9 protein-coding genes and 1 pseudogene are annotated in these 16395 nt (G+C 70.2%); 3 read left to right on the forward strand and 7 right to left on the reverse strand.

What is annotated here, in order from left to right:
- Positions 1-5: 5 nt before the first annotated feature.
- The gene (locus ACGF8B_RS10940) at positions 6-6818 is read right to left on the reverse strand and encodes an SDR family NAD(P)-dependent oxidoreductase (protein WP_392736849.1); all 6813 of its coding nucleotides are present in this window, start codon (positions 6816-6818) and stop codon (positions 6-8) included.
- A gap of 863 nt (positions 6819-7681) precedes the next feature.
- Between ACGF8B_RS10940 and ACGF8B_RS10945 the strand changes: the two genes are divergently transcribed.
- Positions 7682-8146: a hypothetical protein gene (locus ACGF8B_RS10945; protein ID WP_392736851.1), complete on the forward strand. Its 465-nt coding sequence runs from the start codon at positions 7682-7684 to the stop codon at positions 8144-8146.
- Positions 8147-8361: 215 nt separating this feature from the next.
- Entirely contained in the window at positions 8362-9201 is an 840-nt protein-coding gene (locus ACGF8B_RS10950; protein WP_392736852.1) for an SGNH/GDSL hydrolase family protein, read from the forward strand.
- A 221-nt stretch (positions 9202-9422) separates the two neighbouring features.
- Here ACGF8B_RS10950 and ACGF8B_RS10955 read toward each other — a convergent pair whose 3' ends face one another.
- The 4 genes and pseudogenes from ACGF8B_RS10955 to ACGF8B_RS10970 form a co-directional block, all read right to left on the reverse strand.
- Positions 9423-10454, reverse strand: coding sequence for an alpha/beta fold hydrolase (locus tag ACGF8B_RS10955; protein WP_392736854.1), 1032 nt, complete (start codon positions 10452-10454; stop codon positions 9423-9425).
- A gap of 68 nt (positions 10455-10522) precedes the next feature.
- Positions 10523-11812 (reverse strand): esterase/lipase family protein, encoded by a 1290-nt coding sequence (locus ACGF8B_RS10960; protein WP_392736856.1) that lies wholly within the window; start codon positions 11810-11812, stop codon positions 10523-10525.
- 90 nt (positions 11813-11902) lie between these two features.
- Positions 11903-12181 (reverse strand): hypothetical protein, encoded by a 279-nt coding sequence (locus ACGF8B_RS10965; RefSeq protein ID WP_392736858.1) that lies wholly within the window; start codon positions 12179-12181, stop codon positions 11903-11905.
- Between the two features lie 196 nt (positions 12182-12377).
- Positions 12378-12541 (reverse strand): annotated as a pseudogene (locus ACGF8B_RS10970) (pirin family protein); the annotation flags it as partial.
- Positions 12542-12634: 93 nt separating this feature from the next.
- Here ACGF8B_RS10970 and ACGF8B_RS10975 point away from each other — a divergent pair.
- Positions 12635-13147 carry a hypothetical protein gene (locus tag ACGF8B_RS10975; protein ID WP_392736860.1) on the forward strand — a complete coding sequence of 171 codons (513 nt, stop codon included), beginning with the start codon at positions 12635-12637 and terminating at the stop codon, positions 13145-13147.
- Positions 13148-13474: 327 nt separating this feature from the next.
- Here ACGF8B_RS10975 and ACGF8B_RS10980 read toward each other — a convergent pair whose 3' ends face one another.
- Positions 13475-14350 carry an SCO0930 family lipoprotein gene (locus ACGF8B_RS10980; RefSeq protein ID WP_392736862.1) on the reverse strand — a complete coding sequence of 292 codons (876 nt, stop codon included), beginning with the start codon at positions 14348-14350 and terminating at the stop codon, positions 13475-13477.
- A gap of 343 nt (positions 14351-14693) precedes the next feature.
- A complete protein-coding gene (locus tag ACGF8B_RS10985) occupies positions 14694-16289 on the reverse strand; it encodes a hypothetical protein (RefSeq protein ID WP_392736864.1) in 1596 nt (531 codons plus the stop codon).
- Between the last annotated feature and the right edge of the window lie 106 nt (positions 16290-16395).

The following is a 16395-nucleotide window of genomic DNA, read 5'->3' on the forward strand; positions in this document are numbered from 1 at the left end:
CGCGGTCACCACCCCGAGGCGGTGTAGACGACGGCGGTGGTCTCCTGCGGGCCCCAGGCCAGCTCGCGCAGCAGGCTGATGGCGCCCTCGTCGGGATCGATGAGGCGGATGCCCCGTGCCGCGTAGCTGCGCATCAGTTCCGGGGTGACCATGCCGTTGTTGGTCCCGGTGGGCGCCCACGGGCCCCAGTGGACGGTGAGCCCGCGGCGGTCGGCGCCGTCCCCCCAGTCGCGGCCGATGGCTTCGAGGGCGTCGTTGGCGGCGGCGTAGTCGGTCTGGCCGCGGTTGCCCAGGGTGGCCGCGATGCTGCCGAACAGCACCGCGAGACGGGGGCCGTGCGAGAGCCCGCCGACGGCGTCGAGCACGGTCCTGGCGCCTTCGACCTTGGTGCTGAAGACCCGGTGGAAGGATTCCGGGGACTTCTCGGCGAGCAGCTTGTCCTCGATCACACCGGCCGCGTAGACGACTGCGTCGAGTCTGCCGTGTTCGGCGTGCACGTTCTTCACCGCACGGTGCACGGCTTCGGCGTCGAGCACGTCCACGCAGTGGTAGCGCACGCGGCTGCCCAGCCGGCTGAGTCGGCGGACCGTGTCACGGACCTCGCGCTCGGCCTGGATCCTTCCGATCTCCCGCTCGACCTGGGCCGGGGACTTCAGGCCGCTCGCGATGAGGACGGCTCGCAGTTCGGCGTCGGTGCCGGCGGCCGTTGCGGGGGTTTCTTCCTCCAGGGAGGGGAGCGGGGTGCGGCCGAACAGTTCCAGGCGGCAGCGGGAGGCGGTGGCGAGCGCGGTGGCGAACCGGGCGGTGATGCCCCGGGCCCCGCCGACGAGGAGCACCACCGACTCGTGGTCGAGTCCGAGGGCCGCGGCCTCGGCGGCGCCGTCGTCGGAGGGTCCGGCTCCGGCGCCTGCCAGGATGCCGCGGTCGGTCTCGGTCATCCGCAGCCCGCGGCGGGTGTCTCCCGTGCGCAGCACGACCGGCTCGCGGTCGGCGACGGTCAGCTCCGCGACGATCGCGTCGGCCGCGGCGGACGGGTCTGCTCCGGCAGGCTGTTCGACGACGCGTGTGAGGGTCTGAGGGTATTCCCGCGACAGCGAGCGGAAGAGTCCGCGCAGTCCCTCGGAGGCACCGGCGGCCAACACCCAGCGCGCGCCGGTGGCCAGGGCGGACTGGTAGAGGGGAACGGCACCGGGCAGTACCGGTTCGTGGGCGGGACCGCCGTCCGGGGAGGCGAGGTGGATCAGGCCGTCGAAGCGCCCGTCATCAGGTATACCGGTGGCGGTCACCGCCCGGGCACCGTGGGAGTCGAGCCGCTCGGAGACGGCCGCTGCGAGCGGGCCCCCGCCGATGACCAGGAAGGTTCGTCCGGCGACTTCGGTGGGCTCCAGGGCAGCGGGAGCGAGGTCGAACTCGGTCATCACGAGCCGCTTGGGGGCCATGACGACTGCTTCGGCGTCAGCGGGTGGAGCGGCAGGGTCGACCGCGGCGGGCCCGGGGGCGGCGGTCTCGGGCGGCGGGGTGTCGTCCTGCCGTGCGGCGACGATCAGTTCGGCGATGCCCGCGGCGGTGCGCGCCTTGGCCAGTTCCTCCATGTCGACGCCGTCGGTGGTGGGCAGGTGGAGCCGTCGGGCGAGCTGCCCGGCGATCTCGGCGCGCTTGATGGAGTCGACGCTCAGGTCGGCCTCCAGGTCCAGGTCGGGTTCGATCATGTCGGCCGGGTAGCCGGTTCGCTCGCCGATCACCTCCAGGACGGCGGCGAGGACCGCGTCCGCGGTCAGTTCGGCCGGCTCCGGGTCCGGTGCGGGCTGCGCAACGGCGGGCTCGGGGACGGCCGTCCCGGCGGATGCGGCGGGTCCGGGGAGCACGGTCGCGGTCAGCTCACGGGGTGCGTGCTCCACGGGCACCGGGCCGGGGCGGGCACCGGGGTCGACGCCGAGGTAGCCCAGCAGGACGTCGCGCTGAGCGGCCAGCATCTCACGGCTCGTGCGCAGGAACTCGCTGATAAGGGCCTCGCTGCCGGCCCCCGCCCCGGAGTGGGCGACATCGTTGTGGAGCACGTGTCCGTGGTCTCCGTCTCTGCCGGAACGCGTGGTCACAAGGGCCTCCGATATGCGTTGGGCGGGGTGCAGGGCGGTAGCCGGGACGGCACCGTCGGCGGTGCGCACGAGGTGGCCGTCGACGGTCCAGCCCGCGCGCCTGTGGCGCGGGACCTGGGAGGCGTCGACCGCGTCGCGGCCCTGGAACAACCAACCGGTGCGTACGTCGACCCCGGCGACGGCGAGTTCGGCGAGTGCGGCAAGGAAGCCGGACAGGCCCGTACGGCGCCGGGCCTCCAGGGTGACGGTGCGGTGCGGCCGGTCTCCGAGGATTTCGGTGACCTGCCGGGTCAGTACCGCACCGGGGCCCGTCTCGACGAAGATCCGGGCGCCTGCCTCGTACATGGCCTCGATCTGCTCGACGAAGCGGACCGGCGATCCGATCTGAGCGGCCAGTTCGGCGCGTATCGCCGCGGGGGTGCTGGGATAGACGGCTGCGGTGCGGTTGGACCACACCCGGATCGACGGGGTCTCCAGGGGCACCGAGGCCAGTGTCGCTGCGAAGGTATCGCCCGCGGCGGCGACCAAGGGGCTGTGGAAGGCGCAGGCCACAGGGATCCGCGTCGCCTTCGTCCCCTGTGTGCGCAGCCACTCCACGGCGGTCTCCACGTCGTCGGTGGGGCCGGATATCACCGTCTGGCGAGGTGAGTTGTGGTTGGCGACGACGACGGATTCGGCAACACCCGCCTTCACCAGGGCGGCGGTGACCTGCGATGCCGGGGCGGTGACCGCGGCCATGGTGCCGGGGGCGGCGGCACCGGCGGCGGCGAAGACGGATTCGGCGCGTGCCCTGCTGCACCACAGCAGTTCCTCGGGACCGAGGACGCCGGCCGCGGCGAGGGCGGCGAGTTCGCCGTAGCTGTGTCCGGCCGCCATCGCCGGGCGGACGCCGACGCGGCCCAGCAGATGGTGGGCGGCGAGTGCGGTGATGCCGAGCGCGGGCTGGGCGACGCGGGTGTCGGTGACGCGGTCCGCCTGGGCCTGGCGCCCCGCCTCGTCGAAGCCGGCGGGTGGGAAGAGGGCCGCCGCCGCGGACTCGTCGAGGCGCAGAAAGCGCTGGAGTTCGGGGAAGGAGACGAACAGGTCGGCGAGCATGCCGGGGCGCTGGCTGCCCTGCCCGGGGAAGAGGAAGGCCGTCTCGCCCGGTTCGGTGCCGTCCGCGAGATGGATGCCGTCGTCGGGGGCGTGCTCGCCGTCGACGGCCCGGCGCAGCGCTGCCGTCAGCTCCGGTACGGAGGAGGCGAGTACGGCGATGTGGGTGGGCAGGCCGCGCACGGCCGCGAGGTCGGCGCGGCGGGAGGCGGCCAGTGCGAGGTCTCGAAGGCGGTACGGCTGGTGGGCCGTGTGGTCGGCCTCGGCGAGAGCGAGGAGTTCCCGGGCGGCCTTTGCGGCGGCCTCGCGGTCGGCGCCCCGGAAGGTGAACAGTTCGGCGGGCCACTCGTCGCGGGCGTGGATGGGTGGGGCGCCGTCGTCGTGGGCGCGCAGGACGACGTGGAAGTTGGTTCCACCGAAGCCGAACGCGCTGACGCCGGCGACGCGTTCGGTGGGCGGCGCAGGCCAGGGCCTGGCCCGGGTGTGAAAGGCGAAGGGGCTGGTACGTGCGTCCCAGGCGGGGTTCGGCTGCCGCAGGTGCAGTGTGGGGGGCTTGACGCCGTGATGCAGTGCGAGCGTGGTCTTGATCAGCCCGGCGAGGCCGGCCGCGCACTTGGTGTGGCCGATCTGGGATTTCACCGATCCGAGGACGCAGCCGCCGGGGTCTGCTCCTGCCTGGGTGAAGATCTCGGTCAGGGCGCCCAGTTCGGTGCGGTCGCCGACGACGGTGCCGGTGCCGTGGGCCTCGACCACGCCGACCTCGGCCGGTGAGATCCCTGCGTTCCGGTAGGCGCGCGTGAGTGCCCTGCGCTGGCCGTCGGCGCGTGGCGCGGTGAGGCCGAGGGCCCGGCCGTCGCTGGAGCTGCCGACGCCCTTGACGACAGCGTAGATCCGGTCGCCGTCCCGTTCGGCATCGGCGACCCGCTTGAGGACCACGCAGGCCACGCCCTCGCCGAGCGCGATGCCGTCGCCGGAACGGTCGAAGGGCGCGGAACGGCCGGTGGGGGACAGTGCGTGCGCAGAGGCGAAGAGAAGGTAGTCGTTGATGCCGTTGTGCAGGTCGGCGCCGCCGCACAGCACGAGGTCGCTGGTGCCGGCCGTCAGTTCTTTGCAGGCCACGTCGACCGCGGCGAGGGAGGAGGCGCAGGCGGCATCGACCGTGTAGTTGGCGCCGCCGAGGTCGAGGCGGTTCGCGATCCGTCCGGCGATGACATTGGCGAGGATGCCGGGGAAGGAGTCCTCGGTCAGGCGCGGCAACTGGGCGTCCAGCTCGGGCGGAAGCTGTCCGACGTAGGAGGGCAGCACCGTGCGCAGCGTCATGGTGTTCGACAGGTCGCTTCCCGCCTCGGCCCCGAACACCACGGAGGCCCGGTCCCGCCGGAAGGGGCGGTCGGCGTATCCGGCGTCGGCGAGCGCGCGTCGCGCCACGTCGAGGGCCAGCAGCTGGACGGGTTCGATGCTCGGCAAGGAGGCGGGCGGAATGCCGTAGTCCAGGGGCTCGAAGGGGATCTCGGGCAGGAAGCCGCCCCAGCGCGAAGGGGTGTGCTCCCCCGACCCGTCCTCGGCGTAGTAGACGGAGGGGTCCCAGCGTGAGGCGGGCACCTCGGTGACGGCATCGGTGCCGGACAGCACGTGCCCCCAGAACGACTCCACATCGGGCGCCTTGGGGAACACGCAGGCCATCCCCACGATGGCGATGTCCAGTGGCTCGGAGGCGGCGGCCGGCTCGTCGGGTCCGGTGTCGAGGGCGGCTCTGCGTCGGTCGAGGAAGGCCTGCGCGCCCGTGGTGACCGAGGCGTGCAGCGCGGCGACGGTGGTGACCTCCGACCGCAGGACGGCGACCTGACCGGCCATGAACATGCCCTCGGAGAGCTGCCGGTCCTCGTCGACCTCGTACAGTTCCGCACCGACGCGTTCGATGCCCTTGCTCGCCAGCCGTAATCGTCCGACGTTGAGTTGCTCCAGCCGCTCCCATGCCTCGCGGCTGGGCACGTCACCGGTCCGCAGCTGCTCCTTGACGGCCACGAACTCGTCGGTGAAGGGGCTGCGCACACAACGGGTGGCGTGGCCGGGGGCGGTCTCCAGCAGTTCGGTGTGCTGGGCGTCGACCATCTGCTGCTGGAAAGCCGGCTGTACCGCGCCTGCCGCGACGGCCTCCTCGGTGAAGAGGTAGGCGGTACCCATGAGCACTCCACTCGCGACGCCCCGCGCGCCGAGGGTGGCGGTCATGGCGGCGACCATGGCCGCGGACCGCTCGTCGTGCACGCCGCCGGCGAACAACAGCTGGAGTTCGGCGGCGGCGTCCTTCCCGGCAGTTGCGAGGAAGTCGTCCACCACGTCGAGCTGCGCCTGCCACAGCGGGAAGCTGGCGCGGGGCCCTACGTGGCCGCCGCACTCGGAGCCTTCGAAGACGAACTTGCGTGCACCCGCTTCAAGGAACTGGTCCAGCAGTCCGGGCGAGGGCACGTGCAGGAAGGTCGAGATGCCGACCTCTTCGAGTGCCGCGGCCTGCGCGGGACGGCCGCCGGCGATGACGGCGTGCGAGGGGCGGACCTCCCGGATGACCTCCAGCTGGGCGTCCTTGATCTCCTCGTCGGCGAAGCCGAGGACCCCGACACCCCAGGGTGCGTCGCCCAGGGCGCTGCGGGTCGCCTCCAGCACCGCGCGGGTCTGCTCCGCCCCGGACACGGCGAGCGCGATGAAGGGCAGGGCGCCCTCCGCGGCCACGGCGGCGGCGAATGCCGCCTGGTCGCTCACCCGTGTCATCGGCCCCTGGACAACAGGGAGTCGAGTGCCGAGAGCCCGGCTGCCCGTGCTGTCCGGCCCGAGTACGGGCGCGCCGTCGCAGAGCGCGTCGCTCACTGCGGCGCGGATGCCACGGATCGCTGCGCCGAGTGTGCCCCAGCGCCGTTGGAAGCGGACCGGAAGAAACGCGTCCTGGCCGATCTCCAGAGGGGCCACGGCGCTGTCCGAACCGGGGACCCGCCGCTTCAACACGCGTAGACCGTCATCGATCACGGTCTCCGAGCCATCGAGCCCACTGAGCACGCCGGTGATCTCCGCGGGGAGTTCCGCCTCGGCGAGGAGCGCGGTCTGGGTGTCGAGGACCACACCGGCGGCGCCGCCCGCGACCGCCGCCGCCGCGGTGTACGCGCCGATTCCGCCGCAGGCCCATACCGGCAGCCCGTCGGCTTCGTCCGCGAGCAGCCGCTGGAGCAGCACGAACGTGCTCAACTCACCTACTCTGCCGCCTGCTTCATGGCCACGGGCGATGAGTCCGTGGGCCCCGGCCGCCACGGCGTCCCGCGCCTCGGAGCCGGAGGTCACTTCGGCCAGCACGCGACGCCCGGGGAAGTCGGTGGCGGTCGCCTCCGCCCCGGCGGCGAGGACCACGGTGTGGACACATGCGGGAAGGTCCGGCGCAGGGATGCCGTGCCCCTCGCCCAGCCGTACGCCGAATCCGGAGCGTGTCCACTCGGCGGCCAGGCGCAACTGCTCACGGGCGGACCTGACATCACCCGTCAGGTCGAGTACTCCCAGGCCGCCCGCACGTGCGGCGGCCGCGGTGAACCGTGCCGACGCGACACCGAACGGATGCACTGCGAGAACGAGATCGGTCGTCGCGGACATGCCACGATCAATGCCGAAACAGGGCGTGCGCATGGAAACACTCCAGGGGACGAGAAGGCGCGCGAAATCAAATATCCAGCAACGACGCCAGTCACTCTCTTCACAGGGCGCGCGAAAGCACGCGAGCCTGACTCGGTCTCTAAAAGAGGAGCGATCTGTCGCGAATCAAGCGCCTCGTGGGGGGTTGGGGAAAGGCATTCGAGGACAGGCAGTCGCGATCGTACTACGGAGTACGGCAATCCACTCGGCTCTCGCGGTTACAGCTTGACATCGGCGGATTGAATTTCCGGGACATCGAGTCCACAACTTCTCTTGATACGAGTCAACCCGACATTGAAGTGAATTAAGCAACAAAATTTCCCAAATCACCCGAACATGCCATTCCGAATGTGCCCGCATGATCAACATGGATACGCATTCACCATTCACGGCAGCCATCGCCACTCGACACAGGGAAAGACGACCGGGACCTGACACACCACGGGCACCCGCACCACACGGATTGCGCCAAAGCTGAACGGCATGCCTATACCAATGAAAGCGGAGGTGGCGTGATCATTTATCCACGCCGATCGCCGGATCCGGCTCACGAGAATCCCGAGAAGCGCCTCGACACCGGCCGACTAAAGAACGTCTCGGATTCAACAATTACGACATTGACGCGTACACGTCGCTTGAGATAAGGTCCGCCGAATTAGCGCGCAACCCCCCACACAAACAGCTTCCGCTTCGGTGGCTTGAGGCGGGAGCTGGAAGGAGACATTTCAATGTCCAGCCTGCCCAAAATGTCTCGATTACGGTTTCCCGGAACATTCGCACGTGCAGTAATTGCCTTGGCAGCGGGAGTTCTGCTCGCAGGGAACGTGACTGCGGGGACCGCTTTCGCGGACACCGGCGATGCCCCCCGCCACCGCGCAAACGCCGAACTCCAGGACATCCGCTGCGCGGTTCCGGCGGACCGCGCCCTGGACATCACCCAGACCGTGTACCGGACAGCGGCCGGGCGCGGCGTCACCGCCAAGGTGCTGCTCGCCGCGTTCGAGACGGGCTGGGTGGAGTCCCACATGAACAATCTGGACTGTGGCGACCGCGACTCGCTCGGCGTCTTCCAGCAGCGCCCGAGCCAGGGCTGGGGCACCCCCGAAGAGTGCATGGACCCGGTGCACGCCACCAACGCGTTCCTGGACCAGGCCATTCCGAATGATGCCGGCAACCCGGAATTCACGGCGGGTGAACTGGCGCAGAGCGTACAGCGATCGGCGTTCCCGGACCGGTACGACGAGAGCGAGGCCAAGGCCCTCTCGCTGATCGCGGAAGTTCAGGGCTGACACTCCCCGGACACGCCAGCCGATCGGCTTCCTGCGCCGACGGGGCGCCGGGCCGCACGGACAGCTCGTCGCCCCGGACCGCCGCCCCGGGAAGCACCACGCTCCGCACACTGCCGACTCCAGCTCCCGGTCGCGCAGCGCCCTTGGTCGTCCACCTGCTCCCGCAGGTCCTCCAACAGGTCCTCCAGCACCCTCACACACTCCAGGAGTGAAACATGCGCTCATCACGAGCCCGCAGACGCCTCGCGTCCCTATCCCTCGCGTTGGCTGCCGTCTGCCTGTCTGTCCCGGCTGCCTCAGGTGCGTACGCCGCGGACATCGAGCCGACGACCGCCGCCGGCAAGTACGTGGCACTCGGCGACTCCTACGCCGTCGCGCCCGGCACACGCGAATACGACAACCCCGACGACCCGTGCCGTCGTGGCCCGTCGACGTACTCCCGGTTGTGGGCCCAACAGCACCCCTCGTACTCGTTCGTGGAGGCGTCGTGCTCCGGCGCGACCACCGCGGAGCTGACCAGCCAGCAGGTTCCGCAGCTCACGACGGACACCACACTGGTGACGGTGCATGTGGGCGGCAACGACGTCGGTTTCGTCGATGTGCTGAAGAACTGCATCCTCACCATCGACGACAAGGACTGCATCGCCGGGGTGGAGGCCGCGAAGGCCGCCGCGACCAGCAGTCTGCCGACCGCTCTGGCGAGCACGTACGCGGCGATCCGGGCAAAGGCGCCGAGCGCCAAGGTCGTGGTGGTGGGATACCCCCGGCTGTACACGATCGGCGGCAGTTGCGGCATTCTCGGTCTGAGCGACCGCGAGCGGACAGCGCTCAACTCGGCCGCCGACACCCTCGCCTCGGTCCTGTCGGCCGAGGCCGCGAAGGCCGGATTCACCTTCCTCGACCCGCGTGCCGCGTTCGACCCGCACACCATCTGCTCCGACAACCAGACCTGGGTGACGAGCCTGGAGTGGGACAAGATCAACGAGTCCTACCACCCCAACAAGGCAGGGCACAGCCAAGGTTACCTGCCGTTGTTGAACGCGATCACGGGCTGATCGCGTTCAACGACGTCGGGCTGTTCAGCGGGGCCGGACACCCGGTGGACTCGTGAATCCGGTGGCACAACCTCCGGCACGCCGGTGTGCCACCGTTCTCCGACCGCGGGTTCGCACCGCACCCCGCCGGCACCGGTTCGGCCTCCTGCGGGCCGGTCCCCCGGTCGCTGCTGTGGCTCGGTTGTCCAGAGCCGCAGCAGCGACCGGGACCACGCTGTGCGTCATGTCGCCATGACGTCCAGCAGCGCCGTCAGGAACTCGTCCGGGCGTTCCAGATGTACCGCATGCCCGGCGTCGGCGACCACGACCTCCCTCACCGCACCGCCCTCGGCCGCGTAGCGGGCCAGGACGTGGCGGGTCTGCGCCACCATCGGCTGGGCCGGGGTGCCGTCCCAGCCGGGCACCGCACCGGTCGCGCCCAGGTGTGCCAGGTCGAACATCGAGGTGTCCGAGACGATGACGTCGTCCTCGCCACGGATCCAGAGCACCGGTGGCTTCGGGGCGATCACATGCAGGTCGTCGAGGCGGATGTGAAGCGGGGAAAGACAGTTGAGCACCCCTCGGGTGCCGGGCGCGACCCCGGGCCAGGACGGGGACGGCACGCTGTCGCCCGGGTAGTGGTCGTCGCCCGTCCGCGTGGTGAGCATCGACTCGACATAAGCGTCCTCGCGCTCGGGCCGCCAGTGCGCCTTGCCGTAGTAGTTCGTCAGGACGGCGCGGGGTGAGAACGGAGAACCGTCTCCGCGGTCGCTCTTGGCGAGCCCCGCCACGAAGTCGGGGTTGGCCGTACCCCCGCCCGAGCCTGCGCCGTCGGGCGAGTTGAGAACGCCGTCGTTCCCGTGCGTGCCGCCGAAACCGTATGGGGACACCGGGTTCACCAGGGTCATGGAGCGAACGGCAGCCGGATGGTCGCGCAGGTACTGCATGGCCACTCCCCCGCCCATGGACCAGCCCACGAGGTGCGCCCGCTCGATCCCGAGGGCCGTCAGCAGCGCCGCGAGGTCATCGGCATGGTCACGCAGACCGCGGGTGGCGTCGATGGGCAGTGGGTCGGTGGCGCCGAATCCGCGCAGGTCCGGCGCGATGGGACGGTAGCGGTCCGGGAGCAGCTGAAGTGTCGGGTGCCAGAAGGCGGCGGAGGAGACGTTGCCGTGCAGGAAGACGACCGGTTCACCTTCGTCCCGGACCTCGGTGATCTGCACGGTCAGCCGCTCGGTGGGCACGCGGCGGGTGCGGTTGCCACTCGTGGTCATGTGCGGTCCTGCCTTTCACACGTTCTCTGAACAGTCACGTCGGTGGGCACTCACGCCGGTCCACGTTGCTACGCAAGCCAGGCGGCGATCTGGGCGGCGGCCGAGGAGTTCCATCCCAGTTCGAGGTGGTTGGCGCCGAGGACGGTCTTCCTGCCGCCGACCGTGGGGATGCCGGTGGTGTCGAGCGCGCTGTCGATGAAGACGACACCGTCGCTGGGTCCGCGGTTCTCATTGAAGATGCCGAGCACGTCCGGGGATCCGCCGGCCAGCAGATACGTCGTGACCGAGGCCGGCACCGCGGCGTCGTGCAGCGGCTCGATCAGCGAACCGGCGTCGATCGCGGCCTGGATTCCGCTGCCAGCGGTGTAGAGGCCCCGGCCGCCGTAGTACGTCGTGTACCAGTCCTGGGCTGCGCCGTCGACTCCGTACACACCGTCCCAGCGGGCCAGCATCTGCCGCTGGCCGGGGTAGTTGTCGTGTCCGCCGGAGGGTGTCATCGAGAATTCCGGGTGGGCCGTGTACTGCCCGTAGCACGTCATGTGCGAGTGCGGGGAAGGAGCGTTGACCTTGCCTCCGCACTCCGGCCAGATGGAGAAGTCGTGCGCCCAGCCGTGCGCGTAGGGGTAGTCGTAACCGCCGTTCGGGCCGCCGACGGTCATGAGCTTGCGCACGTCACCGGCGTACGCCCGTCCCCAGCCCGGCTTCACGGACGACACATACGCACGGGCCGACATCTCGCCCTTGCTCCAGCCGACCAGGTCCACCTTGTCGACACCCAGTTTCGCCTTGATGACAGCGATCGCGTCGCCCACGATCTGTGCCTGCCTGAGGTTGTCGCCCTGCTTGTGCGCGAAGCCGACGGCGAAGACGCGGTGACCGCGCTCGGCAAGGTACTGCATCAGCCCGGTGGACGGGCAGGCGGCGGCGCCGCATCCGTAGCCGCCCGCCTCGCCGGGGTTGGCCCAGGCACGGTCCGCGGTGTCGTTGGCGCCGTGCACGAGGAGGACGGGGGTGGTCCGGCTGCCGGTGTTCCAGCCGGGTGCCGAGTAGAGCAGGAACCTGCCCGAGGAAGGCCGGGGCACACCGCCGAAGTACGTGACGCGCTTGCCGTCCTGATCACCGCGGCCGTCCGACGGGTAGTTCTCGGTGCCGAATCCGCTGGTCGTGTCGAGATAGCGCTCGACGGAGTCCCAGCCGTTGGTGACGGTCCCCGCTCCAAAACTCGCTTCGAGGGAGAGATGGGAGGGCAGTTGCGTGGCCGACGCGGTTCCGCTGGTGATCGGCCACCCGACAGCCGCTGTCAGCAGGAAGGTGAGCAGTAGGCGCCATTGCCTTGTCCGGCTTCGTCTGTGCCCCATCGTCCCGTCCCCATCTTCCCTGTCGTCCGTCCGACCGGTTTCGCCACACTGCTCTGCGAAGCGCACGTTAGGTGAGGGGTGCGGACGAACCTATGTGGGTGGCCGCCACAGGAAGGGCCACATGTATGGGGCGGCAAGGGGGCGGCTGACGAAGTCGCCGTCGTTGATACGCAGGTGGCCGAGGAGCCTCTCGTCCCGCTTCAGCGTGAGGGTGCCGCCTTCCGCATCGGTCCACGTGGTCGCGAGTTCGGTCGCTTCCAGAACGACCGGCTCGCCGTCGGGCGGCGGCATGACGGTGAACCTGCCGCAGGCCGTCAGGGCGAAGGCCATGACGAGGAAGACCAGCGCGGTACGGCTGCGACACAACACGCTCCACCCCCGGCGGGCCCTGCGGGCCGCGTGCGCGACCGGTGGACTCAGGAACCCACGCCGTACCCTGACACGCGGTTTGAACATGTTCAAGTCCGGGTTCTCGGCGGCCACCCCGGGCCCGGGAACGGGCGGGGCGCCCTGGGCGGCGCCGGCTCACTGGCTCGCGAGCCGGCGCCACCCGCAGAAGACCACGTCAGCGCACCCGGCCACGCGGCTTGAGGGGGCCGGGCGGAAGTTCGGGGCGGGCAGCCGGTCACCGTCACAACCCGTCACCTCACCGAACCGCGAGGTCTCCGTCCAGGCCCGCCGGGCCTCCTCGATCTCCTCGTGGGAGCGCCCGATGAAGTTCCACCACATACCATGCATTTCCCGTTTCTTCCCAGCTCAGGAACGTGACGGACCATCCTGGGTCAGCAAAACGTCAGCATTGGCAATCCGGGAGTCGAACCAGTGGCAGCCAAGAGCCTGGCCCACGGCATGGGCGTTTTCTTCAAGGACTGCGAGCACCCGCAGTCCAGGTGGTCCAAGTGCCCCCACGAGTACAAGTTTCGCTACCGCGACGCAACCGGCAAGCAGACCCAGGAGTCCGGGTTCCCCACCCAGGACAGGGCCATCAACCGGTTGACGGAGGTCTACAACAGCAAGAAGGTCACCCCGAGGAACCAAGCCAGGGCCGAACGCATCAAGAAGCACGGAGCGGCGCACTTCAGCGAGTACGTCGCCGAGTGGAAGGCCCGCCGGCGTCACCTCGCCGACTCGTCGGTCAGGAATCTCGACTCGCTACTGGAGCACCACCTGTTCCCGGCTTTCCGAAGCCCGGACGGCACCAAGGAGCTGATCGCCATGAGCGAGGCTACCGAGAATCAGGAGGCCTGCAGACAACGAGATCGCTCCTGCGGGCGGTTCAACTTCAGGTCAGCCACCAGGGCGTGTATCGGAAGTGTTCCAGGTTGGCCCGCGTGAGTGTGCAGGGGCAGAGAAGCCGATATGCCGGACCGTGCTCCACTTGCTGGTTGACCTGGTCGACGTGCTGTCGCAGCCGTTCACGCTGCGGTTCCTTACGCAAGAGGGGCGACAGAGGCACACCCCAGATCTCCTGGTCCCTTTCGTGGATGTGCCCCGGCCGCCAGAGGTGCTGCGGCCGGGGTTGTTCCGCTCGGGCAACGGCGCGTTCGAACCGAGCGGAGTCCGGAAGGCGTCAGCTCGGGGCAGGGCCTCTTCGTCCGGGCAGACGGGGCGTGGCCCTGCCGTGCATGGTCGGGCTGACGGTCGGCGTATGCCTGAGGCCAGTCACTTGGCGAGTGTGCCGTCCCCCCGCACGGAAAACCAAGTGCCCTTCACGCCCTGCCCGTTGGTTTCACCGGGCTGCTCGTCACCGGTGTACCAGTAGAGCGGCCAGCAGTCGATGGTGAGCTGCTCAGTGCCGTCGGGGCGGGTGTACTTGATGAGGAGCTTGGACGCGATGCCCTTGATGTTCTTCTTGTCGACGAGCTTGGCCGGCTTCCACTGCTTGAGGCAGTCGCCCTGACAGTTCGACTTCATCGGCCAGGCGGTGTCCTTGGTGAAGCGGTAGAGCGTGCGGCCCTTGCCGTCGCGGACGATCTCGCCGAGTTCCTTGTCCTCGACCGTCGACAGCGCGGGAAGTGCCTTCGGGGCACTCTCCGTCTGCTTCGCCTTCGACCCGTCGGGGGCGCCCGCGAACCACGTGCCGCCGACGCCCTGGCCCCGGGTCTGCCGGGGCACCGTGTCCTGCACATAGCGGTAGAGCGGCCAGCCCGCAAGCGTGAGCTGCCTGGTGCCGTCGGGACGTTCGACCGAGCCCAGCAGCGACGGGTCGAGGCCGCGGCCCGCCTTCGCACTGTCGGCGAGCACCGGAGGCCAGGTGGCGGCGCAGTCGCCCGCGCAGTTGGACGCGGGGGGCTCGGCCGTGTCTTTGTCGAAGCGGTACAGGGTGAAGCCCGCTCCGTCTGTCACGACCGATCCCAGATTCGCGCTCTTCCACACGCTCAGGCGTCCCGCTTCCTTGGGCTGCGCCCCGCCTTTCGAGGCGGAACGCTTGGCGGAGCCGGCGGTTGTTGCCGCCGTGCTCTGGGAGCTGCCGCACGCCGCTGTGGTCAGGACCGCGGCAAGGGTGATCGCGACCGGTGCGTAGGCGAATTTGCGCATGGGGATCCCTCTTTCGGAATTCTCGATGAATGCGTGAAATGAATTGCTGAGCTGATTGCCCAGGTGGTTGTGCGGCCTCTTCGGCGTCTTTTGATGTGCTCGATGTGCGCCTGAAGGCCCGCTCCGGCAGCCAGGGAGGAGGTCGGCCGACTGCCGGAGCGGAGTTTCTGGACCCGGAATCCGTCCTGGCCGGTCACCGTGAAAACGGCTTCGGCTGCAGAACGGTTCAATGCCGGGGGACTTCTTTTCTCGGGTCGCCTCTATCGGCGTGCGCCCGCATGCCACCATCACAACGCGCCCGGCCGTACACGCGCAGCCACACGCCTTGTCGTGCGGGGGCGCGTCACACACGTCCCGTGCCCGCCCCCGCCAACGTCTGTGTCGGGACGACCACTTGGATGCCGAGCACGCCCAGGTCCACGCTTCCGTCGCTCTCCGCGTACCACCGCCAGTGCGCGCCGGGGATGTCGCCGACGGTGAGGACCGTCCAGCTGCCGGCCTCCGGTGAGGAGAGGTCCGCGAGGGCCCGTGCCTCCTCGGCCGTCGGCGCGTCCTGGAGGACGACGAAGCCCGTGACCTCGCCGGTACGGGCCGCGCCGCGTACCAGGCCGATGCCCAGTTCCTCCGCCGAGTTGAGGATCTCGTCCGGCGCCTTGCCCTGCACATCGGTGACCGAGCGGACCCGGACCAGGCCGTTCAGGCCGGGCAGGGCGCTTGCGCTCGGGTCCACCGACACCACCACCGTGCTCTGCCTGGGAAGTTCGAGCAGACCGCGGACCAGGGCCGCCACCGTGTCCTGCGCAACGACGAGGTCACCGCTGATGCTGAGCGCACCGTTGATCTGCCCGAGGTCCACCATGACCTGCGCGCCCCGCTCGCTCACCCCGATCCGGGCGAGGTGCGGCAGTGCGAGGGTCACGTCGGCCGTCGGATCGCCCTCGATGACGGAGGTCAGCCCGGTGCGCTCCCAGCGATTGGGTTCGAGCGCGGTCCACGGCACGGGCGCCGTGTGCGCCCCCGACACCGACGCGAGCAGCTTCGTTGGTTCGGCGAGGACGCTGTAGACCCGCACCGGACGCTCCGCCTCCGCCGCGTCGGCGGGGATCAATTCGCGCAGGGCCTGCCGCACCATCACCGGCGTACGGGTGTCCGCCGCGAGCCGCCGCGCGAGCGCGCCCCGCCGACGCCGCCGCAGCGCGAGGGCCAGGCGGCGCGGCAGCCGCGGCCGCAGCACCCGGGCGGCCCGCGCGATCCCGGATCCGGTGGCGCGCACTGCCCGGCCGATCGGACGCCGCGCGACGATCACCACGGTGAGTACGGCGGCGCCGGCGACACCCCCGATCAGCCACGGCGACCCGAGCCGTTCGCCGAGCCCGGCGAACTGTCCCGAGCCCCGGCCGGCCGCGGCACGAGGCGCGGGGGAGGCGCTCCGTGCGGGAGGCTTCGCCGCGTCGGCGTTCTCCTCGGGCAGAACACCGAACTCCACGCCGGGCCCGTCCGCGTCCTCCGGCAGGATCAGCGGGAAGCCCGGGGTCAGCTGATCGGGGCTCACGAAGGCAGAACCGTCCGGCAGCTGGCGCCCGCTGTTGAGGACCAGGATCTCCTCGAACCGGTCGCCGTCGCCGAGGGTGCGCTGGGCGATCCCGAACAGCGTCTCCTGCCCACCGCCGTTCTCCTGAGCGGACTTGACCACGTAGTACTTCGTCACCTCGTCGGCCCGCAGGGCCCGGGAAGGCTGCATCCGCAGGGCCGCCGGTGCCGGTGCGGAGTCCAGAGCCCGTACGGAATCCGGAGCCCGTACGGAGCCCAGCGCCTGCGCCGGTGCGGGCAGCGCCAGCCAGGTGACGGCCGCCAGACCGCACACCGCCGTCACCCGTGCCGTCGTGCGCCACGGCGCCGACCGCCGCGCGTCGTTCGTTGTCCTCGGGGCGTCGCGCATCTTTCTCGTCCTCCTCCGTACGGGGCCTGGTGACGCGCACTGCAGATGCGTCGGCCGTCACACGCGTGGATCCCCGGAGCGGTTCAACGAGCTGAACCGAAACGTC

This window comes from Streptomyces sp. NPDC047917 (assembly GCF_043204345.1).
Lineage (GTDB): Bacteria > Actinomycetota > Actinomycetes > Streptomycetales > Streptomycetaceae > Streptomyces > Streptomyces sanglieri.